Below are 20,514 nucleotides of genomic sequence, written 5' to 3'. Positions count from 1 at the left end.
GGTAACCGGGCAGGCGCGTTCGGGCGCGCGGGCACAAAAAAGCCGCTGCGCGACGGCAGCGGCTTTCCGGTCAAGCCCGCTTCGCGGCAGCGGACGCCATTGTAGCGCCCGGCGCGCGAAGGCTCGACGCTTACTTCTTGTCGTGCAGGCTTTCGAGGTAGCGCTGCGCGTCGAGCGCGGCCATGCAGCCCGTGCCGGCGCTCGTGATCGCCTGGCGGTACACGTTGTCCTGCACGTCGCCGGCGGCGAACACGCCCGGCACGCTGGTCGACGTCGCGTTGCCCTGCAGGCCGCTCTTCGTCAGGATGTAGCCGTCCTTCATCTCGAGCTGGCCCTGGAACAGGTCGGTATTCGGCTTGTGGCCGATCGCGACGAACACGCCCTGCACGGTGAGGTCCTGTTTCTCGCCGGTCTTCACGTTCTTGATGCGCAGGCCCGTGACGCCCGAATCCTCGCCCGTCACTTCGTCGAGCACGTGATCCCACTTGATGTCGACGACGCCTTCCTTTTCCTTCTCCAGCAGGCGGTCGATCAGGATCGGCTCGGCGCGGAACTTGTCGCGGCGGTGGATCACCGTGACCTTCTTCGCGATGCCCGTCAGGTAGAGCGCTTCCTCGACCGCCGTGTTGCCGCCGCCGATCACCGCGACTTCCTGGTTGCGGTAGAAGAAGCCGTCGCAGGTCGCGCAGGCCGACACGCCCTTGCCCATGAACAATTCTTCGGACGGCAGGCCGAGATACTGCGCGGATGCGCCGGTCGCGATGATCAGCGAGTCGCACGTGTATTCACCCGAATCGCCGATCAGCCGGATCGGCTTTTCGTGCAGTTTCGCGGTGTGGATGTGGTCGAAGACGATTTCGGTGTTGAAACGCTCGGCGTGCTCGAGGAAGCGCGCCATCAGTTCCGGGCCTTGCACACCCTTCGCGTCCGCCGGCCAGTTTTCGACGTCGGTCGTGGTCATCAGCTGGCCGCCCTGCGCGATGCCGGTGATCAGCACCGGGGACAGGTTGGCGCGAGCCGCATAGACGGCAGCCGTGTAGCCGGCGGGGCCGGAACCGAGAATCAGGACTTTGGCGTGTTTGGGCGTGGACATGTGCGAATCCGTAAAGGGCGGCCGCGGCGGGCGGGGTAAGGCTCGCCGGACGGTCTGGGTTGACCGGGATGCCGTCGTAGATGGGTATCAGACGCGCATTATAAAGGCCCCGTTGCTGCGCTGCCGAACGAGAGTTTCAATCGTGGCGATAGCGTTCCTCGGTGGGGCGCCCGTAGCCGCGGGGCAGGTCGGACGGGCTGGTCGGGGTGGGGCGCGGGCGGCTGCCGCCCGTGGCGGCGCATTGCCGCGGCCCGGCGTCACGGGCCGGATCGCATGCGCGGGTATCGGCTTCGGCCGCCCCGACCCTCTTATGTAACCGTCATTTACACTTGGCGCCCCGGTGCAGCGTTTACAATAAGCGCGATCGAACGACAGGCGGGCGCGCGGCCCGTCCTCTTTATACGGATTCATGGCAAAAGCTCCTTATTCCGCCCAGGCACAGGCGTTGCCGCACCGGATGTCGAAGCTCCTCACGGAGATCCGCTGGATTCTCCAGGTCGCGCTCTGCGCTTTTCTGGTGATGGCCCTGTTGAGCTACAGCCGGCGCGATCCGAGCTGGACGCACGCCGCGCAGGTGGACCACATCTCGAACTGGGCCGGCCGCGTCGGCGCGTGGACGGCCGACATCATCCTGCTGCTGTTCGGCCTGTCGGCCTACTGGCTGATCGTGCCGCTCGGGCGGCGCATCGCGGTCAACTACCGGCGCATCACGCGTCACGAGGCGGTCGCCGACGAACCCGAGCGGCCGATCGGCTGGCTCACCGAGATCCTGGCGTTCGTGCTCGTCGTGCTCGCGTGCGACGGCATCGAGGCGCTGCGCATGTGGTCGCTGAAGGTGCAGCTGCCGCGCGCACCGGGCGGCGTGATCGGCGAGGCCGTGGCGGGCGCGATGTCGCACGCGTTCGGCTTCACCGGCGGCACGCTGCTGCTGCTGATCCTGCTCGCGATCGGCCTGTCGCTGTATTTCCGCTTCTCGTGGCTGTCGGTCGCCGAGCGCGTGGGCGGGGCGATCCTGTCCGCCGTCAACGTCGCGAAGCTGCGCCGCGAGGCCGAGCGCGACCGCAAGCTCGGCGAGGCCGCGGCCGTGCGCCGCGAAGGCAAGGTCGAAGAGGAGCGTGTGCGCATCGAGGATCACGAACCCGTGACGATCGTGCCGCCGGTCGTCACGCCGGCGAAGTCCGAGCGCGTCGAGCGCGAGCGCCAGGTGCCGCTTTTCACCGACCTGCCGGGCGATTCGACGCTGCCGCCGGTGTCGCTGCTCGATCCCGCGCCGAAGACGCAGGAAGCGATTTCTGCCGATACGCTCGAATTCACGTCGCGCCTGATCGAGAAGAAGCTGAAGGACTTCGGCGTCGAGGCGAGCGTCGTCGCCGCGTATCCGGGCCCGGTCGTCACGCGCTACGAGATCGAGCCGGCCACCGGCGTGAAGGGCAGCCAGATCGTCAACCTCGCGAAGGATCTCGCGCGTTCGCTGTCGCTCGTGTCGATCCGCGTGGTCGAGACGATCCCCGGCAAGAACTACATGGCGCTCGAGCTGCCGAACCAGCGCCGCCAGACGGTCCACCTCTCCGAGATCATCGGCTCGGAAGTCTATGCGGCCGCGTCGTCGGCGCTGACGCTGAGCCTCGGCAAGGACATCGGCGGCAAGCCGGTATGCGCGGACCTCGCGAAGATGCCGCACCTGCTGGTGGCCGGCACGACCGGTTCGGGCAAGTCGGTCGGGATCAACGCGATGATCCTGTCGCTGCTGTACAAGGCCACCGCCGAGCAGGTGCGCCTGATCCTGATCGATCCGAAGATGCTCGAAATGAGCGTCTACGAAGGCATTCCGCACCTGCTGTGCCCGGTCGTCACCGACATGCGCCAGGCCGGCCACGCGCTGAACTGGACGGTCGCGGAGATGGAGCGCCGCTACAAGCTGATGAGCAAGCTCGGCGTGCGCAACCTCGCGGGCTACAACAACAAGATCGACGACGCGGCGAAGCGTGAAGAAAAGATTCCGAATCCGTTCAGCCTGACGCCGGACGATCCTGAACCGCTCGGCCGCCTGCCGAACATCGTCGTCGTGATCGACGAGCTGGCCGACCTGATGATGGTCGTCGGCAAGAAGGTCGAGGAACTGATCGCGCGGATCGCGCAGAAGGCGCGCGCGGCCGGCATCCACCTGATCCTCGCGACGCAGCGTCCATCCGTCGACGTGATTACCGGCCTGATCAAGGCGAACGTGCCGACGCGGATCGCGTTCCAGGTGTCGTCGAAGATCGACTCGCGCACGATTCTCGACCAGATGGGCGCCGAGTCGCTGCTCGGGATGGGCGACATGCTGTACCTGCCGCCGGGCACCGGGCTGCCGGTGCGCGTGCACGGCGCGTTCGTCGCCGACGACGAAGTGCATCGCGTCGTCGAGAAGCTCAAGGAGCAGGGCGAGCCGAACTACGTCGAGGGGCTGCTCGAAGGCGGCACGGCCGACGGCGACGAGGGCTCGGCCGGCGCGGGAACCGGCGAAGGCGGCGAGGAGTCTGATCCGCTGTACGACCAGGCGGTCGAGATCGTCATCAAGAACCGCCGCGCGTCGATTTCGCTCGTGCAGCGCCATCTGCGGATCGGCTACAACCGTGCGGCGCGGCTGCTCGAACAGATGGAACAGTCGGGGCTCGTGTCGGCGATGTCGTCGAGCGGCAACCGCGAAATTCTTGTGCCGGCGCGCGACGCGGAATGAGTCCGCGGCGCCCGCAGCGCCGGCCACCCAGGGAGAAAACCGCAATATGCAGCAACATTCGTTCGCAGTGTCCCTTCGTTCGACGCGGCGCTGGCTCGGCGCGGCGCTCGCCGGCGCATCGCTGATGCTCGCGGCGACGCACGCGTTCGCGGGCGGCACCGAGCAGCTGAAGGCCTTCGTGTCGCAGGTGCGCTCGGCGAAAGGCGATTTCACGCAGCAGATCGTCAAGGCGCCGGCCAAGGGCGCGAGCGCCGTGCAGGCCGCGCCGAAGCCGAACGACAATTCGAGCGGCACGTTCGTGTTCTCGCGTCCGGGCAAGTTCATCTGGACGTACCAGAAGCCGTACCAGCAGGTGCTGCAGGCCGACGGCGACAAGCTCTACGTGTACGACCGCGACCTGAACCAGGTCACCGAACGCAAGCTGAACGGCGCGCTGGGCGCGAGCCCGGCCGCGATCCTGTTCGGCAGCAACGATCTCGACAAGAACTACACGCTGCGCGATGCCGGCGAGAAGGGCGGCATCGAGTGGCTCGAGATGCTGCCGAAGGCGCAGGACACGCAATTCCAGCGGATCGGCATCGGCTTCCGCAACGGCACGCTCGCGGCGATGGAATTGCACGACGTGTTCGGCAACGTCACGCTGCTCACGTTCACGAACATCCAGACGAACCCGCCGCTCAAGAGCGATACGTTCAAGTTCGTCGTGCCGAAGGGCGCGGACGTGATCAACGGCTGACCGGCACCACGCCGTTTTCCCGACACGGGCCTGCCGGCGACGGCAGGCCCGTGTTGTTTTGGGGCGCGGGCATCGGGCGCGGGCGCAGGCGCAGGCGCAGGCACTAAGCATTAGGCACCAAGCACCAAGCACCAAGCACCAAGCACCAAGCACCAAGCACCAGGCGCGGCGGTGCAGTCGCGCGGCTGTCATAATGTCAGGTCCGGCGGCCCGTTCGGCCGCCATCGTTTGATCTGGAGCGAGGGTTCATGTCCGACCTGTTTCAAGTCGAGCCGCGCCGGCCGCTCGCCGAGGCGCTGCGGCCGAAGACGCTCGCCGAGGTGATCGGCCAGACGCATCTGCTGGGCGAAGGCAAGCCGCTGCGGCTCGCGTTCGAATCCGGCAAGCCGCATTCGATGATCCTGTGGGGGCCGCCCGGCGTCGGCAAGACGACGCTCGCGCGCCTCACCGCGCTCGCGTTCGACTGCGAGTTCATCGCGCTGTCCGCGGTGCTCGGCGGCGTGAAGGACATCCGCGAGTCGATGGAGCAGGCGAAGGACACGCTGAATCGCACCGGCCGCCACACGATCCTGTTCGTCGACGAAATCCACCGCTTCAACAAGGGGCAGCAGGATGCGCTGCTGCCGTTCGTCGAGTCGGGGCTCGTGACCTTCATCGGCGCGACGACCGAGAACCCGAGCTTCGAAGTCAACTCGGCGCTGCTGTCGCGGGCGCAGGTGTACGTGCTGCAGTCGCTGAACGACGACGAGATGCGTCAGCTGCTCAAGCGCGCGCAGGAAATCGCGCTCGACGGGCTCGCGTTCGACGACAAGGCGATCGATACGCTCATCGGTTATGCAGACGGCGACGCGCGGCGCTTCCTGAACCTGCTCGAGCAGGCGCAGACGGCCGCAGCCTCGGCCAAGGTCACGACCATCGATGCCGAGTTCGTCAGCAGCGCGATGACGCTGAACGCGCGGCGCTTCGACAAGGGCGGCGACAACTTCTACGACCAGATCTCGGCGCTGCACAAGTCGGTGCGCGGTTCGAGCCCGGACGGCGCGCTGTACTGGTTCTGCCGGATGATCGACGGCGGCGCGGATCCGAAATATCTCGCGCGGCGCATCGTGCGGATGGCGTGGGAAGACATCGGCCTCGCCGATCCGCGCGCGCTGCAGGTGGCGAACGACGCGGCCGAGACCTACGAGCGGCTCGGCTCGCCCGAAGGCGAGCTGGCGCTCGGGCAGGCGGTGATCTATCTCGCGTGCGCGGCGAAGAGCAACGCGGGCTACAACGCGTTCAACCAGGCGATGGCGTTCGTGAAGCAGGACAAGTCGCGCGAGGTGCCCGTGCATCTGCGCAATGCGCCGACCAAGCTGATGAAGGAACTCGGCTACGGCCACGCGTATCGCTACGCACACGACGAGCCGAATGCCTATGCGGCCGGCGAGTCGTATCTTCCGGAAGGGATGCGCGAACCGCGCTGGTACAAGCCGGTGCCGCGCGGGCTCGAATCGAAGATCGCCGACAAGCTCGCGTGGCTGCGCGAGCTCGACCGCGAGGCCGGCAAGAAGGACTGACCGGCCGAGCGCGGCGCGACGGCCGGCGCTGCCTGGGGCGTGTCAGCGCCGGCGGCCCGGCTGCTTCTTCCAGTACTCGAACGGCTCCTCGTGGCAGTCGATGTCGAGCTCGGCGACCCGTGCGTGCAGGCGCTCCTGCGCATCGGCGATCGCGAGGTTGTAGATTGCCGGCGCGATTTCCTCGACGAAGAAATGCAGCAGCGCTCCGGCCTGGATGTTGCCGATCGGCTCGTCCATGTTTTCTGTGAAATACCGTTGCAGCGACGCGATCGCGCGGTCGCGGACATCCTTGTCCAGTTCGATGGCCATCGGGTTCCCTCGGGTGATGGTGATGCGAAGACGGGTGCGTTGCCCGCCGCGTTGCGCCCGGCCGGGGCGGCTGTCGCGCGCTGCGCCGCGGCGTCGCGCAACGCGCTTCGCCGGCTGCGGGCGCGCAGGCCGGCAATGCGATACTGCCACGCCCGTCGCGCGTTTGCGGCACTGTCCATCCGGCCAATGCCGTGGCGGCCCCGCGGTGCGTTAGAATTCCCGTCTTACACAACGATTTTCCAAGTCCTCCCATGCTCGACATCCAGTTGCTGCGCAAAGACCTCGACGGCGTCGCGAAGCGCCTCGCCGATCGCGGCTACACCCTCGACGTCGCCGCGTTCTCCGCCCTCGAAGCGGAACGCCGTGCGATCCAGACCCGTACCGAAGAGCTTCAGGCGCGCCGCAACAGCCTGTCGAAGCAGATCGGCGCGATGAAGGGGAAGGGCGAGGACACGTCGGCCGTCATGGCCGAAGTCGGCGGGATCGGCGACGAAATGAAGGCGTCGGAGGCCAAGCTCGGCGAGATCCAGACGCGCCTGTCCGACCTGATGCTGGGCATGCCGAACATCGCGCACGAAAGCGTGCCGGTCGGCAAGGACGAAGCCGACAACGTCGAAGTGCGCCGCTGGGGCACGCCGCGCCAGTTCGACTTCGAGGTGAAGGATCACGTCGACGTCGGCACGCCGCTCGGCCTCGATTTCGAAACCGGCGCGAAGCTCGCCGGCGCACGCTTCACGATGCTGCGCGGCTCAATCGCACGCCTGCACCGCGCGCTCGCGCAGTTCATGATCGACACGCACACGCTGCAGCACGGCTACAGCGAGACGTACACGCCGTACATCGTGAATCCCGAGATCCTGTACGGTACGGGCCAGCTGCCGAAGTTCGCGGACGACATGTTCCGCGTCGAGAAGGGCGGCGCTGAAAACACGATCACGCAGTACCTGATCTCCACGTCCGAGATTTCGCTGACGAACACCGTGCGCGAGTCGATCGTCGAAGGCTCCGCGCTGCCGATCAAGCTGACCGCGCATTCGCCGTGCTTTCGCTCGGAAGCCGGCTCGTATGGCCGCGACACGCGCGGGATGATCCGCCAGCACCAGTTCGACAAGGTCGAGATGGTGCAGGTCGTCGCGCCGGACGCGTCGTATGCGGCACTCGACGAGATGGTCGGCCACGCGGAGGCGATCCTGCAGAAGCTCGGCCTGCCGTACCGCGTGATCACGCTGTGCACGGGCGACATGGGCTTCTCGGCCGCGAAGACGTTCGACCTCGAAGTGTGGCTGCCCGCGCAGAACACCTATCGCGAGATCTCGAGCTGCTCGAACACCGAGGCGTTCCAGGCGCGCCGGATGCAGGCGCGTTTCCGCAACGCGCAGGGCAAGCCGGAACTCGTGCATACGCTGAACGGCTCCGGCCTCGCGGTCGGCCGCACGCTCGTCGCAGTGCTGGAGAACTACCAGAATGCCGACGGTTCGGTCACGGTGCCCGAGGCGCTGCGTCCGTACATGGGCGGCATGGAGCGAATCGAAGCGCCTGCGCAGGCGTCGTGAGATCGCTGCGCGATCGGTCTTCGACGGGCTCGCAAAAATTTTTGCAAAAAACGCTTGTGAGTTCCGAAGAGATCGTTCTATAATCTTTTCTTTCTCGGACGCGACCAACCGGGAAATGAAGCAGCAAGGAAGGAGAGGTGGCAGAGTGGTCGAATGTACCTGACTCGAAATCAGGCGTACGGTTTCCCCGTACCGTGGGTTCGAATCCCACCCTCTCCGCCAAAATACGAAGCCCCGTGATCCGGAAGGATCACGGGGTTTTTCGTTTTGGTCGCCCGGTGGCGAGCGTGGATGCGATGTGCGGTACGCGCGCGCGTACCGATCGGCCGGCACCCGCTTGGGCGTTGTTGCCTCGGTTCCCGCCGCCGACGGATCGCCACGGGCTTCGTGCTCGACCCGCACGGTTCCCGCCGCCGCTTGCCCGCTTCAGCCTTGACCTCGCGCGCCGTTAACAGAGCGGTCGGCGGCTCGCGCTTTGTGCGCGGTCGCCGTTCTCCGACGATCCAAGGTCCCATGAAGCTGAGCTACAAGATTCCCCTCGCATTCGCCATTGCGCTGCTGCTGATGTTCTGCGGCGCGCTGTACGGCATCCGCATTCTCAATCGCTCGATCGACACGTTCGCGAACGACGTGCAGACGCACGTTGCCGACGAACGGCTCGTATCGGCCACGCTCGTGCAGTTCAAGCTGCAGGTGCAGGAATGGAAGGACACGCTGCTGCGCGGCAAGCAGCCCGACAAGCTCGACAAGTACTGGCAGGCATTCCAGACGCGCGAGCGCACGGTCGACACGCTCGCCGCGCAACTCGTCGGCGAGCTGCCGCCCGGAGAGAGCCGGACGCTCGTCGAGCAGTTCATGCGCGCGCATGCGGCGATGGGCGACGGCTACCGGCGCGGGTTCGACGCGTTCAAGGCCGCGGGCTTCGAGCCGACGGCCGGGGACGCGGCCGTGGCGGGCGTCGACCGGGCGCCCGCCGCGCTGCTCGAGCGCGCGGCGAAGGCGATCGCCGACGAGAGTGCTGCCGTGTCGGCGCAAGCGAGCCGCGATGCGCGTCACGCGACCGCGGCGAGCGTCGTGCTGATGCTGATCGTGCTCGGCATCGCGATGATCGGTGCATTCCTGTTCAGCCGCGCGATCCTGCGGCCGCTCGATCGCGCCGTGGCCTGTGCACAGGCGGTGGCCGGCGGCGACCTGACGCGCGACGTCGACGCGGCCGGCCGCGACGAGATCGCCGATCTGCTGCGCGCATTGAAGACGATGCAGGCGAGCCTGTCGGGTGTCGTGCTCGAGGTGCGTACGCATGCCGAAGCCGTCGCGACCGCGAGTGCGCAGATCGCGGCGGGCAATCACGACCTGTCGTCGCGCACCGAGGCGCAGGCTGCGTCGCTCGAGGAAACCGCGGCCAGCATGACCGAACTGACGGGCATCGTGCGCCAGTCGGCCGAACACGCGCAGCATGCGGCGCAGCTCGCACGCGACGCATCGGACATCGCGTCCGCGGGCGGTGGCGTGATGACGGACGCGGTCGGCACGATGAGCGGGATTGCCGCCAGCGCGGCGAAGGTCGGCGAGATCATCGCGGTCATCGACGGCATCGCATTCCAGACCAACATCCTCGCGCTGAACGCGGCCGTCGAGGCGGCGCGCGCGGGCGAGCAGGGGCGCGGCTTCGCGGTCGTCGCGTCGGAGGTGCGCACGCTCGCGCAGCGCAGCGCGGCCGCCGCCAAGGAGATCAAAACGCTGATCGAGCAATCGACGCGGCGGGTCGACGAGGGCGCCGTGCTGATCGCGCGCGCGGGCGAATCGATCCACGAGATCGTCGGCGCGGTGCAGCGGGTCACGTCGATCGTCGGCGAGATCTCGTCCGCTTCGCAGGAGCAAAGCGGCGGCATCCAGCAGGTGAACGTCGCGGTCACGCAGATGGATGAAGCGACGCAGCGCAATGCGGCGCTGGTCGAACAGGCGTCGGCGGCGACGCAGGCGCTGGCCGAGCAGGCGAGCGCGCTGCGGCACGCGGTCGCCGTGTTCAGGCTGCCGCAGGCCGCGTGACGATATTGCCGACCGCGACCGCGACCGCGACCGCGACCGCGACCGCGACCGCGACCGCGACCGCGACCGCGACCGCGACCGCAACCGCAACCGCAACCGCAACCGCAACCGCAACCGCAACCGCGCCGTCCTGCGTCACCCCGCGGCCGAATACTGCGCGAGCACGCGAGCGCGGATCGATGGCTTGATGTTCGATTGCGCCATGTTGCCGCCATAGTGCGCGACGACACGCGGATTCATCACGCGATACCAGAGCGGCGGCACATAGGCGAACAGGATCATCGTCGCGTAACCGGCCGGCAGTTGCGGCGAGTCGTCGAAGTGTCGCAGCGCCTGGTACGAGCGCGTCGGGTTCGCGTGATGGTCGGCGTGCCGCTGCAACTGGTACAGGAACAGGTTGGTGACGACGTGATTGCTGTTCCACGAATGCTGCGGCGTGCAGCGCTCGTAGCGGCCGCTCGGCAGCTTGCGGCGGCCGAGCCCGTAGTGCTCGACGTAGTTGACGACTTCGAGCAGCGACGCGCCGTACACGGCCTGGATCACGAGGAACGGGATCACGATCTTGCCGGCCATCGCGATCGCGATGGCCCACACGACGACGGTCATCGCCCACGCGTGCAGCACCTCGTTGCGCCAGGTCCACGGCGAATGCCCGAGCCGCTCGAGGCGTGCCTTCTCGAGCCGCCACGCCGAGCGGATGCTGCCCGTCACCGTGCGCGGCAGGAAGGCCCAGAACGATTCGCCGTAGCGCGCGCTCGCCGGATCCTCGGCCGTCGCGACGCGCACGTGATGGCCGCGGTTGTGCTCGACGAAGAAGTGCCCGTACGCCACCGGCGCGAGCGTGACTTTCGCGAGCCAGCGCTCGAAGCGGCTGGTCTTGTGCCCGAGTTCGTGCGCGGTGTTGATCGAGATGCCCGTTGCGGCGCCGAGCGACAGCGCGAAGCCGACGTAGTCGTACCACGCGAGCGCATGCGTGCCGACGATCCGCACGCACACGAAGAACGCGATGTATTCGACCAGCGTCGCGAGATAGACGATGCAGCGGTAGTAGCGCTCGCGTTCGAGATGCGGGACGACGGCTTCGGGCGGATTGTCGCGATCGTCGCCGATCAGCGTGTCCAGGACCGGGATCACGCCGAACGCGAACAGCGGGCCGAACCACCAGAACACGTGGAGGCCCGTCGACAGCGCGAGCTGGGCCGAGAGGATCGGCAGCGTGATCGTCACCGCGCCGAGCAGCCACAGATAACGTTTGCCATCCGACCAGCCCGAGGCCGATGCGTCGGTCATTGCCATTGTCTCCCTCCTTTTCGGGGCCGGCTCCCGCGTGTGCGGGTGCGGCGGCCGAGTGACGCGCTTGTCGTCGGTCGAATCGTCGTGGGTCCGCGGCACGGCGCGCGGCACCGGATCGGTGGTCCGGTTGTGCCAGTTATACGACCGTCGCGCGCGCTTTCCAAACCCCGCCGCTAGGCGGGCAACTCCAAACGGCGGGCCGTGCAGGACGCGGGCCGGGAGGGCCCTGCGCCACGGTGATTGAAACAGGCCGGAGCGGGCCCGATCCGCTCGCGCAGCCGGTATTCTCGTCGGATGAATACGTGAGGCCACACGCGCGAGTATCCGGCGGCGGGGTCCGCAACGAATGTTGCAATGCAATAAATGCGACGCGACATCGCGTGGCGGCGCGGCTTTTTGGGATACATATATTACGGATCATTACGGCGCCGCTGCAGGGTAACGTCGGACCCTGACCACATGAATGCCACGCATGACAAGGCGAGCGGGGCGACGCGTCCGACTTCGCCGTTCGGACTGCCATGCGTCGCGGCCCGTCGACGCGTCGATGCTGCACCCGCACACCCGCGCGTGCGCGACGCGTGCTGCCTTTCGATCCGCGCTGGCATTTGAAAATTACGATTTGACTCATGCCCCGCTTTCGGTTGAAGCTAGTAACTTGCTGTCCGAAGGGGGCTGTGCCTGCATGAGTTCGACCTTGACCGTTCGTCGTATCGCTGCCGATCAGGGCGGCGTGTATCGCGAACTCCGCGCCGCATCGCTGCGTGAGCCCTACGCGCCCGGTGAAGCGCCGGAGGCCGAATTGCTGAACGTCGATTCCGACGCGGCGGCGGCCATCGCCGCGCTGCGTGCCGCGTCCGACGAGTCGACGACTTTCCTGCTGTACACCGAAGGCCATCCGGCCGGCATGATCGGCGCGTATTTCGACACGACGCCCGAGCGGCGCGCGTTCGTCAGCGAGCTGTGGGTCGCGCATGCGGTCCGCCACCTGCGCGGCGGCGTGCTGTTGCTGGAAACGGCTACCGCGTGGCTGGCCGAACGCGGGGCGCGGGACGTCTACGCATGGATCGCCGATGCGAACCGCAACGCGATCCGTTTCTACGAACGCGCGGGCTTCGGCAACACGGGCGAGCATGCGCCGATCGCGCGGATGCCCGGCGCGATGAAGTCCTTGTTCGTGTCGCACTTCAACACACCCTGACGCATGAATGCGCGGGCCGCACGGCGTGATGAAAGCCCGGCCGCCCGCCCGACTGCCCGCCTGCCGGTTGCGCGCTCGCCGCGACCGTCGCCCCCCGGCTCCCCAAAAATAATGGCCGCACGCGTGGACGCCTGTAAAATACGCAAAAATTTTTTGCAGAGTGTCCATGTCGCTTAAAAAATCGCCATTCTTCGAGCTGCGCAGCGGATCGGTCGATACGTTGCTGTTCACCGTGAAGACGACCGATCTCGACGCGTTGCGTACCGAACTGGTCAAGCGCTTCGAAGCGACTCCCGAGTTTTTCGCCGACGATGTCGTCGCGATCGACGTCCGCCGCCTCGCGGACGGCGAACGCGTCGCGCTCGCCGACATCCGCCAGATGCTGAACGACGTGCGGATGCGCCCGGTGGGCGTCGTCGCGCTGGCCACGCAGGGCTGGGCGGGGGAAGCCGGCCTGCCGTTGCTCGAGGCGCGCGATCGCCGCGTGTCGGCCGCGAAGCCGGCCGAGGAAGCGGAGCCGACGCCCGTCGCAGCGCCGGCCGCTGCCGCGGCAGCCGAACCGGCGCCGGAACCTGCGCCGACGCCGGTTGCGGCGGGCGGCCAGACGCTGGTGATCGATCGGCCGCTGCGTTCGGGGCAGCAGATTTACGCGAAAGGAGACCTCGTGGTGCTGGCGCCGGTCAGTCACGGCGCCGAGATCATCGCGGAAGGCAACATCCACATCTACGCGCCGTTGCGCGGCCGCGCACTCGCGGGCGTGCACGGCAATCACGACGCGCGCATTTTCTGCACGTGTCTGGAGCCGGAACTGATTTCGATCGCGGGTATCTATCGAACGACCGAGAACCCGTTGCCCGCCGACATACTGGGCAAATCGGTGCAGATCCGGCTCGAAGAGGAAAAACTGATGATCGAACCGCTGCGCCTGACGTGATTCACGCGGCACGCTCCGGGTCGATCGGCTCTCATTGACGAACACAGGGTATTGGGTAAATGGCAAAAATCATCGTGGTGACTTCGGGCAAGGGCGGCGTGGGCAAGACGACGACCAGCGCGAGCTTCGCGTCCGGCCTCGCGCTGCGCGGCCACAAGACGGCCGTGATCGACTTCGACGTCGGCCTGCGCAACCTCGATCTCATCATGGGCTGCGAGCGTCGCGTGGTGTATGACCTCGTCAACGTGATCCAGGGCGAAGCGAACCTGAACCAGGCGCTGATCAAGGACAAGAAGTGCGAGAACCTGTTCATCCTGCCGGCATCGCAGACGCGCGACAAGGATGCGCTCACGCGTGACGGCGTCGAGAAGGTGCTGAACGACCTGGTCGCGATGGACTTCGAATACATCGTCTGCGACTCGCCGGCCGGTATCGAGGCGGGCGCGCTGCACGCGATGTACTTCGCGGACGAAGCGCTGATCGTCACGAACCCGGAAGTGTCGTCGGTGCGCGACTCGGACCGCATTCTCGGCATCCTGTCGTCGAAGACGAAGCGCGCGGCCGAAGGCAAGGATCCGATCAAGGAACACCTGCTGATCACGCGCTACAGCCCGAAGCGCGTGAGCGAAGGCGAAATGCTGTCGCTCGAGGACATCAGCGAGATCCTGCGCATCAAGCTGATCGGCGTGGTGCCGGAATCGGAAGCCGTGCTGCACGCCTCGAACCAGGGCCTGCCGGCCGTGCACATCGACGGCACCGACGTCGCCGAAGCGTACAAGGACGTCGTCGCGCGCTTCCTCGGCGAGGACAAGCCGCTGCGCTTCACCGATTATCAGAAGCCGGGCCTGCTGCAGCGCCTCTTCGGCAGCAAGTAACGGAGGCCGCCCATGTCCATCCTTTCGTTTCTCCTCGGCGAGAAGAAGAAGTCCGCATCGGTCGCGAAGGAGCGCCTGCAGCTCATCATCGCGCACGAGCGGGTCGGCGGCCGGCCGCCGGCCGACTACCTGCCGGCGCTGCAGAAGGAGCTGGTCGCGGTCATCTCGAAGTACGTCCATATTTCGAACGATGACATCCGCGTGAGCCTCGAGCGCCAGGACGATCTCGAAGTCCTCGAAGTGAAGATCGAGATTCCGCAAGCCTGACCGCTGTCTGTCCCCCCGCACGGTGGCGCCTGCCGCCGTGCGCGTCTTACGCCCTGTTGCACTTTCGGGCGCGCCGTAACACGGCGTCTGTCGGCCGTTGGTCGATCTCTCGCATTGAACGAATACGCTCGCGTCATTTGTCAATCAGGAGGTCGTGATGGCTGTCTCTACCGTTCAACGCCGTATCGTTTCGCTCGTACTGTTCGCCGCGGGCCTGTCAGCCGTCGCCGCGCCGCTCGCCGCACGCGCCGACGAAATCCTCGTCGGTACGCCGGTGATGGTGCAGTCGGGCCGGATGCTCGTCGCCGAACCGGTGGCCGCGCCCGCCGAGGAAATCGTCGTCGTCGCGCCGAACGCGCCGCCGCCGGTGCGCTACGAGGTCGTGCCCGACGCACGCGTCGGCTATGTGTGGGAGCGCGGTCACTGGCACTGGGATCATGGCCGCTACGTCTGGATCGGCGGCCGCTGGGAAACCGAGCGTATCGGCATGCACTGGGTGCCGGGCCACTGGGATCAGCGCGGCCCGAACTGGTTCTGGACGCGCGGCCACTGGGCCTGACGGAGGCGCGCGATGAAACGAACCGCCCTTGCCATTGCGCTCGTCGCGATCACGCTCGCCGGCTGTATCGTCGTGCCGGCGCGGCCCGTCTACTATCGGCCCGCGCCGGTGGTGATCTACTGAGGGGTACGCGGGCCCGTCTGCGCCGGGCCGCTCGTGCCGGAAGGAGTCGTGCCGGAAGCGGTCGCGCCGGAAGCGGTCGTGCCGGAAGCGGACGGTCCGTCGTCGTGCGACGTCGCGGGCGTGTGTGTGGCGGCGTTGCCGGCCGCCGGGGCCTGCGGCTCGCCACCGTCCCGTTCGCGCAGCGTATCGAGCGGATCGGCGGGCGCGGCGGCCGCATCCTGCGGCTCGACGACGCCGGCCGTAGCCGCCGGCGCCGCGGCGGGTTCAGCGGCGGCCGCGGGCGGCGCGAGATAGCGCTGCGCGAGTGTTTCGTAGAGCGGCGGCGCGAAGAAGCGCGCCATCCGGCTCGACACCAGCGCGGTCGCCATCAGCGAAATCACGAGCGCGTGACCGTTGATCATCTCCATCACGATCACGAACGACGTGATCGGCGACTGCGTGACCGCCGCGAGGTAGCCGACCATCGCGAGCGCGATCAGCATCGGCAGGCTCATGTCGCCGAACACGAGGTGCAGCAGGTTGCCGAACCCGGCGCCAATCGACAGCGACGGCGCGAAGATCCCGCCCGGAATGCCCGGCAGGTACGACGCGACCATCGACACCATCTTCAGGAACGGATAGAGCACCGACAGCCGTTCATGGCCGTCGAGCAGGCCGCGCGCCTCGGCATAGCCGCTGCCGAACGTCGTCCCGCCCGACACGAGGCCGACGACGGCGATCACGAAACCGCACAGCGCCGCGAACGCGATCGGGCGCTCGCGATACAGGCCGAGCAGGCGCGCGGGCAGCCAGCGCCCGGTATTGAGCAGCAGCCAGCTGAAGAGGCCGCCCGCAACGCCGGTCACGAGCGCGGTGACGAGCACGGCGACGGCGAGCATCTTCGGGAAATGCTGGCCGGCGTCGATCGTGCCGAAGTACGTGTAGTTGCCGTTCAGGCCCAACGCGACGACGCCGGCGAGGATGATCGCGGTGATCAGCACGCCGCTTGCGCGGGCGGAGAAGCTGCGGGTGAGTTCCTCGATCGCGAACACGATCCCGGCGAGCGGCGTATTGAACGCGGCCGACAGGCCGGCCGCCGCGCCGGCGAGTACGAGCTGTCGTTCGATCTGCGCGTTCGAGCGCGGGTAGAAGCGCCGCAGGTTGAACATCAGCGCCGCGCCGACCTGCACGGTCGGGCCTTCGCGTCCGATCGTGAAGCCGCCGAGAATGCCCATGAACGAGATCAGGACCTTGCCGAACAGGATGCGCAGGGTCAGCAGCCGCGCGCCGAACGCGCCCGGGCTCGCATGCAGCGTCGCAATGACCTGCGGGATCCCGCTGCCCTCGGCGCCGCGGAAGAAGCGGCGCGTGAGCCATGCCGACGCGGCGGCGATCGACGGCGTCAGCAGCAGCGGCAGCCACGCGGCGTGGTCGCGCATCGTGCGGAACGTGTCGTAGCCCCAGTCGATCAGCCGCGCGTACAGCACGGCCGCGAGGCCCACGGCGATCGCGCCGAGCCAGAACACGCCGTACTGGCGCCAGATCCGCAGCGAGCGGCGGGTGAGGGCGGGAAACAACCCGGAAAGCAGGGCAGGAAGGGCGGGGCGTTGCATCGGCGGAAGCCGGGAGGGCAAAGAGCGCATTATAAAAAGAACCTGATGCAGCCGGGGCTCGACAAATCCTCACCAAAGCGTCGCACTTTGTTGCAAATGTAATGTCGGCGTAATGTATCAACGCGGCAACCGTCGTTAGCATCACCAAATGGCCGGCCCACCCCATTCATCATAAGAAAAGTGAAACGCATCCTCATCGTGAAAGTGACGTCGCTCGGCGACGTCGTCCAGACGCTGCCTGTCGTCGCGGACCTCCACCGTGCCTTTCCGGGCGTAACGGTCGACTGGGCCGTCGACGAATCGTGTGCCGAGGTCGTGCGCTGGCATCCGGGTGTGAGCAAGGTGCTTTGCGCGCCGTTGCGGCGGTTCAAGAAGCTCCGGAACGGCGGCGACCTGAAGGCGATCTCGGCGTCAATCGGCGCGCTGCGCGCGCACCGCTACGATGCGGTCATCGACCTGCACGGCGTCTACAAGAGCGCGATCATCTCGGCACTCGCGCGTGCCGCACGCCGCGTCGGCTATCAGACGCAGGATCTCGGCGAGGCGGGTGCCCGCTTCGCCTACTCGCATCGCTTCGGCCCGCGGCCGGACTGCGACGCGTGGCACGGGATGCGCGTGAGCGCCGGCGAGGCGCTGGGCTATGTCCCCGAGGGCAGCGCCGCTTACGGGATCGTCCCGCCGCAGGATGCGAGCCTGCCGCCCGCCGTGACCGACGGCGCGCCGTTCATGCTGCTGTTTCACGCCACGTCCAATCCGGACAAGCAATGGCCCGCCGACCACTGGGCCGAGCTGGCTACGCAGATGATGGCGCGCGGCGTGCGCGTGCTCGTGCCGTGGGGATCGGCAGCCGAACACGACGCTGCGCAGGACATTGCCGCGCGTGCGTCGGGCGCGATCGTGCTGCCGGCGATGTCGGTGCGCGAACTGGGTGCGGCCATCGGCCGGGCCGCGCTCGTGGTGGGAGTCGATACCGGGTTCGTGCATATGGCGCACGCGCTGCAGCGGCCGACCGTGATGATTTTCGTCGCGACGTCGCGTCACCATTGCGGCATCGGCGGCGCGCCGAACGCGCTGTCGATCGGCGAACCGGGCGCGCCGCCGTCGGTTGCGCAGGCACTCGATGCGATCGATGCGGTCGGGCCGGCCTATGGCGCGCTGCGTGACCGGCTGACGGCCTAGGGCCAGCGCGAGCCCGTTATCGGGGTGAATCGGCTCCGGGGAAGCGGGCCGCGCGTTCAGGCGAGCAGCGCTTCGACCGTCATCACCGCGGCGACGGCGGCCAGGTTGGCGAGAAGCGCCTCGAACAGGAGCCCGCGCCAGGTTTTCGGCCGGAAGCGCGCCGCGAGCAGCAGGGCGCCACCCAGCGCGAGCGCCAGGATCAGGACGAGGTCGGCGTTGCCGAGGTGGAGGTTCATTGCGGCGGCTCCTTCAGCGGAGGGATCCGGGGGGTGTGACGGCGCCCCCGGATCGAGTATAGGCGGCGCCCCCCGCCGCACAACCCGGGGCGCCCCGAGGGCTCAGACGAGCGATGCGTCGCGGGTTTCGCGCATCAGCAGCACGCCGACCAGGCTGATTGCCGCCGCAACCGACACGTAGCCGCCGACCCACGACAGGCCGCCGCGCGCGGCGAGCAGCTGCGCGATGTACGGCGCGATCGACGCGCCGAGGATCCCGCCGAGGTTGTATGCGACGCCCGCGCCCGTATAGCGGACGTTGGTCGGGAACAATTCGGGCAGCAACGCGCCCATCGGCGCGAACGTCACGCCCATCAGGAACAGCTCCAGCGTCAAAAACAACGCGACGAGCGGCATCGAGCCGCTGCCGAGCAGCGGCTCCATCGCGAAGCCGGACGACAGCGCGGCGATCGCGCCGACGACCAGCACCGGCCTGCGGCCGAAGCGGTCGGAGGCCCACGCCGACAGCGGCGTCGCGAGCCCCATGAACACGACCGCGAAGCACAGCAGGCCGAGAAAGCTCTGGCGCGGAATATGCAGCGTCGACACGCCGTACGACAGCGAGAACACCGTCGAGATATAGAACAGCGTGTAGCAGACCACCATCGCGAGCGCGCCGAGCAGCGTCGGCTGCCAGTGTTGCGAGACGAGCGTCGCGACCGGCACGCGCACGCGCTCGTTGCGCTCGAGTGCGGCCTGGAACGCCGGCGTCTCGGTGATCTTCAGCCGCACGTACAGGCCGAGCGCGACGAGCACCGCGCTGACAAGGAACGGGATGCGCCAGCCCCAGCTGCGGAATTGTTCGTCGGACAGCGACAGCGCGAGCGCGAAGAACAACCCGTTCGACATCAGGAAGCCCACCGACGGGCCCAGCTGCGGGAACATCCCGAACCAGCCGCGCTTGCCTTGCGGCGCGTGCTCGGTCGCGAGCAGCGCCGCACCGCCCCATTCGCCGCCGAGGCCGATCCCCTGGCCGAAGCGCAGCACGCACAGCAGCACCGGTGCGAGCGCACCGATCGTGTCGTAGCCGGGCACGAAGCCGATCGCGGTGGTGGACACGCCCATCACGAGCAGCGACGCGACGAGCGTCGATTTGCGGCCGATGCGGTCGCCGAAGTGGCCGAACAGGAACGAGCCGATCGGCCGCGCGATGAACGCGATGCCGAACGTGACGAATGCGGACAGCGCCTGGGCGGTCGCGGAGCCGTGCGGAAAGAACACGGGGCCGATGACGAGTGCCGCGGCGGTCGCGTACACGTAGAAGTCGTAGAACTCGATCGCGGTGCCGATGAAGCTCGCGAACACGATGCGCCGGTGGCTGACGGCGCCGGCCGAACCGGTTGCGTGTGCAACGGCCGGGGGGGATGCGGACATGGATGTCTCCGTTTTGTCGTTGGGCGGTCGGCCGGGTGAGCGCTCGGGCAGGCGGACGCCTGCCGGGAGCGGCCGAGCGGATGAGGCGGCGGCGTGGACGCGCGGCGTGGCGCGGACGTCACCCGCCGGTCGACGATGGAGACGGATAGGTCGCCGCCGCCCGGTGCCGGCGTGGTCGGCTCGCATGCCGGGTGCGGCGCGCGAACGCGCGCGGGAGGGTGGCCGCGCGATTGCGGAAAATTATAGCCAGCGCCGCGACATGGCGGCAAACGCGGGCGGGCGCGGGCTCAGTCGATCGATTGCGCCTGCGCGGATGCGGTGCTTTGCAACTGGAAGTGGCCGTCGTCGTTGAACAGCCAGCCTTCCATCATCTCGAGCCGGCCATTGCCGTCCAGCAGTTTCGACGGCGGTGGCGGCAGTGGCGCCGAGCGGCGCAGCGACGCGAGCGCGAGCGCTTCCGCTTCACTGTCGCCGTTGCTGCGATAGACGGATGCGTTGACGAGCTGGCCGCTGCGATCGACGGTGAACGCGACGACGACGAGCGAGCGCAGCATCGCCTGCGGCATCCCGTGCGACACGGCGGACGGATTGTGCTCGGCGACGCACTGCGCGACTTCCACGCGGTACTGGTCGCGATTCGCGCTGCGGATGACCGACGGGATCGTCAGGATCGAGCGCAGCGACGGGGGCGGCGTGATCGTGCAGGCGGCAAGCATGACGGCGGCGACCAGCGCGGCAATGCGCAGCCGGTCGACGCCCGGGCAGGGAAGAGAAGGCATGGGGGAGTGCCGGAGGGTGACGATAAAAAAATGATAGGCGTCTGC

At 67.7% G+C, this 20,514-nt stretch carries 18 protein-coding genes and 1 tRNA gene; 12 read left to right on the top strand and 7 right to left on the bottom strand.

The window, feature by feature from the left end:
- Positions 1–130: 130 nt before the first annotated feature.
- A complete protein-coding gene (gene trxB, locus U4Z31_RS13160) occupies positions 131–1,093 on the bottom strand; it encodes a thioredoxin-disulfide reductase (RefSeq protein ID WP_044846206.1) in 963 nt (320 codons plus the stop codon).
- Between the two features lie 409 nt (positions 1,094–1,502).
- Between trxB and U4Z31_RS13155 the strand changes: the two genes are divergently transcribed.
- From U4Z31_RS13155 to U4Z31_RS13145, 3 genes are all read left to right on the top strand, one after another.
- The gene (locus U4Z31_RS13155; RefSeq protein WP_044846205.1) at positions 1,503–3,812 is read left to right on the top strand and encodes a DNA translocase FtsK; all 2,310 of its coding nucleotides are present in this window, start codon (positions 1,503–1,505) and stop codon (positions 3,810–3,812) included.
- A 46-nt stretch (positions 3,813–3,858) separates the two neighbouring features.
- Positions 3,859–4,548 carry an outer membrane lipoprotein chaperone LolA gene (gene lolA / locus U4Z31_RS13150; protein WP_044846204.1) on the top strand — a complete coding sequence of 230 codons (690 nt, stop codon included), beginning with the start codon at positions 3,859–3,861 and terminating at the stop codon, positions 4,546–4,548.
- 248 nt (positions 4,549–4,796) lie between these two features.
- Positions 4,797–6,107: a replication-associated recombination protein A gene (locus U4Z31_RS13145; protein WP_044849211.1), complete on the top strand. Its 1,311-nt coding sequence runs from the start codon at positions 4,797–4,799 to the stop codon at positions 6,105–6,107.
- A gap of 42 nt (positions 6,108–6,149) precedes the next feature.
- On the opposite strand, the gene U4Z31_RS13140 is transcribed toward U4Z31_RS13145, so the two are convergent.
- Positions 6,150–6,416: a DUF2164 domain-containing protein gene (locus U4Z31_RS13140; RefSeq protein ID WP_124487783.1), complete on the bottom strand. Its 267-nt coding sequence runs from the start codon at positions 6,414–6,416 to the stop codon at positions 6,150–6,152.
- A 251-nt stretch (positions 6,417–6,667) separates the two neighbouring features.
- On the opposite strand from U4Z31_RS13140, the gene serS reads away from it, so the two are divergent.
- From serS to U4Z31_RS13125, 3 genes are all read left to right on the top strand, one after another.
- Positions 6,668–7,969, top strand: coding sequence for a serine--tRNA ligase (gene serS / locus U4Z31_RS13135; RefSeq protein WP_044849213.1), 1,302 nt, complete (start codon positions 6,668–6,670; stop codon positions 7,967–7,969).
- 131 nt (positions 7,970–8,100) lie between these two features.
- Positions 8,101–8,191: transfer RNA gene (locus U4Z31_RS13130), tRNA-Ser, on the top strand.
- 291 nt (positions 8,192–8,482) lie between these two features.
- The gene (locus U4Z31_RS13125; protein ID WP_321810539.1) at positions 8,483–10,018 is read left to right on the top strand and encodes a methyl-accepting chemotaxis protein; all 1,536 of its coding nucleotides are present in this window, start codon (positions 8,483–8,485) and stop codon (positions 10,016–10,018) included.
- A 135-nt stretch (positions 10,019–10,153) separates the two neighbouring features.
- Here the strand turns inward: U4Z31_RS13125 and U4Z31_RS13120 are convergent, their stop codons facing one another.
- Positions 10,154–11,314 carry an alkane 1-monooxygenase gene (locus tag U4Z31_RS13120; protein WP_321810538.1) on the bottom strand — a complete coding sequence of 387 codons (1,161 nt, stop codon included), beginning with the start codon at positions 11,312–11,314 and terminating at the stop codon, positions 10,154–10,156.
- A gap of 544 nt (positions 11,315–11,858) precedes the next feature.
- Between U4Z31_RS13120 and U4Z31_RS13115 the strand changes: the two genes are divergently transcribed.
- The 5 genes from U4Z31_RS13115 (at position 11,859) to U4Z31_RS13095 (ending at position 15,147) form a co-directional block, all read left to right on the top strand.
- Positions 11,859–12,512, top strand: coding sequence for a GNAT family N-acetyltransferase (locus tag U4Z31_RS13115; protein WP_235879340.1), 654 nt, complete (start codon positions 11,859–11,861; stop codon positions 12,510–12,512).
- A gap of 166 nt (positions 12,513–12,678) precedes the next feature.
- Positions 12,679–13,446 carry a septum site-determining protein MinC gene (minC, locus tag U4Z31_RS13110; RefSeq protein ID WP_321810537.1) on the top strand — a complete coding sequence of 256 codons (768 nt, stop codon included), beginning with the start codon at positions 12,679–12,681 and terminating at the stop codon, positions 13,444–13,446.
- 59 nt (positions 13,447–13,505) lie between these two features.
- A complete protein-coding gene (minD, locus tag U4Z31_RS13105; RefSeq protein ID WP_044849298.1) occupies positions 13,506–14,321 on the top strand; it encodes a septum site-determining protein MinD in 816 nt (271 codons plus the stop codon).
- A 12-nt stretch (positions 14,322–14,333) separates the two neighbouring features.
- A complete protein-coding gene (gene minE, locus U4Z31_RS13100; protein ID WP_006486661.1) occupies positions 14,334–14,588 on the top strand; it encodes a cell division topological specificity factor MinE in 255 nt (84 codons plus the stop codon).
- Positions 14,589–14,745: 157 nt separating this feature from the next.
- Positions 14,746–15,147, top strand: coding sequence for a YXWGXW repeat-containing protein (locus U4Z31_RS13095; RefSeq protein WP_044849297.1), 402 nt, complete (start codon positions 14,746–14,748; stop codon positions 15,145–15,147).
- 116 nt (positions 15,148–15,263) lie between these two features.
- Here U4Z31_RS13095 and U4Z31_RS13090 read toward each other — a convergent pair whose 3' ends face one another.
- Complete coding sequence (locus U4Z31_RS13090; protein WP_321810536.1) at positions 15,264–16,862, bottom strand: chloride channel protein; 1,599 nt, start codon at positions 16,860–16,862, stop codon at positions 15,264–15,266.
- A gap of 180 nt (positions 16,863–17,042) precedes the next feature.
- Here U4Z31_RS13090 and waaC point away from each other — a divergent pair, with 180 nt between their 5' ends.
- Entirely contained in the window at positions 17,043–18,041 is a 999-nt protein-coding gene (waaC, locus tag U4Z31_RS13085) for a lipopolysaccharide heptosyltransferase I (protein ID WP_321810535.1), read from the top strand.
- 56 nt (positions 18,042–18,097) lie between these two features.
- On the opposite strand, the gene U4Z31_RS13080 is transcribed toward waaC, so the two are convergent.
- The 3 genes from U4Z31_RS13080 to U4Z31_RS13070 form a co-directional block, all read right to left on the bottom strand.
- The gene (locus U4Z31_RS13080; protein ID WP_257768071.1) at positions 18,098–18,277 is read right to left on the bottom strand and encodes a hypothetical protein; all 180 of its coding nucleotides are present in this window, start codon (positions 18,275–18,277) and stop codon (positions 18,098–18,100) included.
- 102 nt (positions 18,278–18,379) lie between these two features.
- Complete coding sequence (locus U4Z31_RS13075) at positions 18,380–19,690, bottom strand: MFS transporter (protein WP_321810534.1); 1,311 nt, start codon at positions 19,688–19,690, stop codon at positions 18,380–18,382.
- Positions 19,691–19,977: 287 nt separating this feature from the next.
- Complete coding sequence (locus U4Z31_RS13070) at positions 19,978–20,469, bottom strand: energy transducer TonB (RefSeq protein WP_044848527.1); 492 nt, start codon at positions 20,467–20,469, stop codon at positions 19,978–19,980.
- Positions 20,470–20,514: the final 45 nt, after the last annotated feature.

It is taken from the genome of Burkholderia sp. BCC1985 (genome assembly GCF_905339915.1).
Classification (GTDB): Bacteria; Pseudomonadota; Gammaproteobacteria; order Burkholderiales; family Burkholderiaceae; genus Burkholderia.
This window is presented reverse-complemented; position numbering and strand designations above follow the sequence as displayed.

Coding starts and splice junctions, on each gene's coding strand:
- trxB (WP_044846206.1), bottom strand. CDS start 1,093: ATGTCCACGCCCAAACACGCCAAAGTCCTGATTCTCGGTTCCGGCCCC.
- U4Z31_RS13155 (WP_044846205.1), top strand. CDS start 1,503: ATGGCAAAAGCTCCTTATTCCGCCCAGGCACAGGCGTTGCCGCACCGG.
- lolA (WP_044846204.1), top strand. CDS start 3,859: ATGCAGCAACATTCGTTCGCAGTGTCCCTTCGTTCGACGCGGCGCTGG.
- U4Z31_RS13145 (WP_044849211.1), top strand. CDS start 4,797: ATGTCCGACCTGTTTCAAGTCGAGCCGCGCCGGCCGCTCGCCGAGGCG.
- U4Z31_RS13140 (WP_124487783.1), bottom strand. CDS start 6,416: ATGGCCATCGAACTGGACAAGGATGTCCGCGACCGCGCGATCGCGTCG.
- serS (WP_044849213.1), top strand. CDS start 6,668: ATGCTCGACATCCAGTTGCTGCGCAAAGACCTCGACGGCGTCGCGAAG.
- U4Z31_RS13125 (WP_321810539.1), top strand. CDS start 8,483: ATGAAGCTGAGCTACAAGATTCCCCTCGCATTCGCCATTGCGCTGCTG.
- U4Z31_RS13120 (WP_321810538.1), bottom strand. CDS start 11,314: ATGGCAATGACCGACGCATCGGCCTCGGGCTGGTCGGATGGCAAACGT.
- U4Z31_RS13115 (WP_235879340.1), top strand. CDS start 11,859: ATGCTGCACCCGCACACCCGCGCGTGCGCGACGCGTGCTGCCTTTCGA.
- minC (WP_321810537.1), top strand. CDS start 12,679: ATGTCGCTTAAAAAATCGCCATTCTTCGAGCTGCGCAGCGGATCGGTC.
- minD (WP_044849298.1), top strand. CDS start 13,506: ATGGCAAAAATCATCGTGGTGACTTCGGGCAAGGGCGGCGTGGGCAAG.
- minE (WP_006486661.1), top strand. CDS start 14,334: ATGTCCATCCTTTCGTTTCTCCTCGGCGAGAAGAAGAAGTCCGCATCG.
- U4Z31_RS13095 (WP_044849297.1), top strand. CDS start 14,746: ATGGCTGTCTCTACCGTTCAACGCCGTATCGTTTCGCTCGTACTGTTC.
- U4Z31_RS13090 (WP_321810536.1), bottom strand. CDS start 16,862: ATGCAACGCCCCGCCCTTCCTGCCCTGCTTTCCGGGTTGTTTCCCGCC.
- U4Z31_RS13080 (WP_257768071.1), bottom strand. CDS start 18,277: ATGAACCTCCACCTCGGCAACGCCGACCTCGTCCTGATCCTGGCGCTC.
- U4Z31_RS13075 (WP_321810534.1), bottom strand. CDS start 19,690: ATGTCCGCATCCCCCCCGGCCGTTGCACACGCAACCGGTTCGGCCGGC.
- U4Z31_RS13070 (WP_044848527.1), bottom strand. CDS start 20,469: ATGCCTTCTCTTCCCTGCCCGGGCGTCGACCGGCTGCGCATTGCCGCG.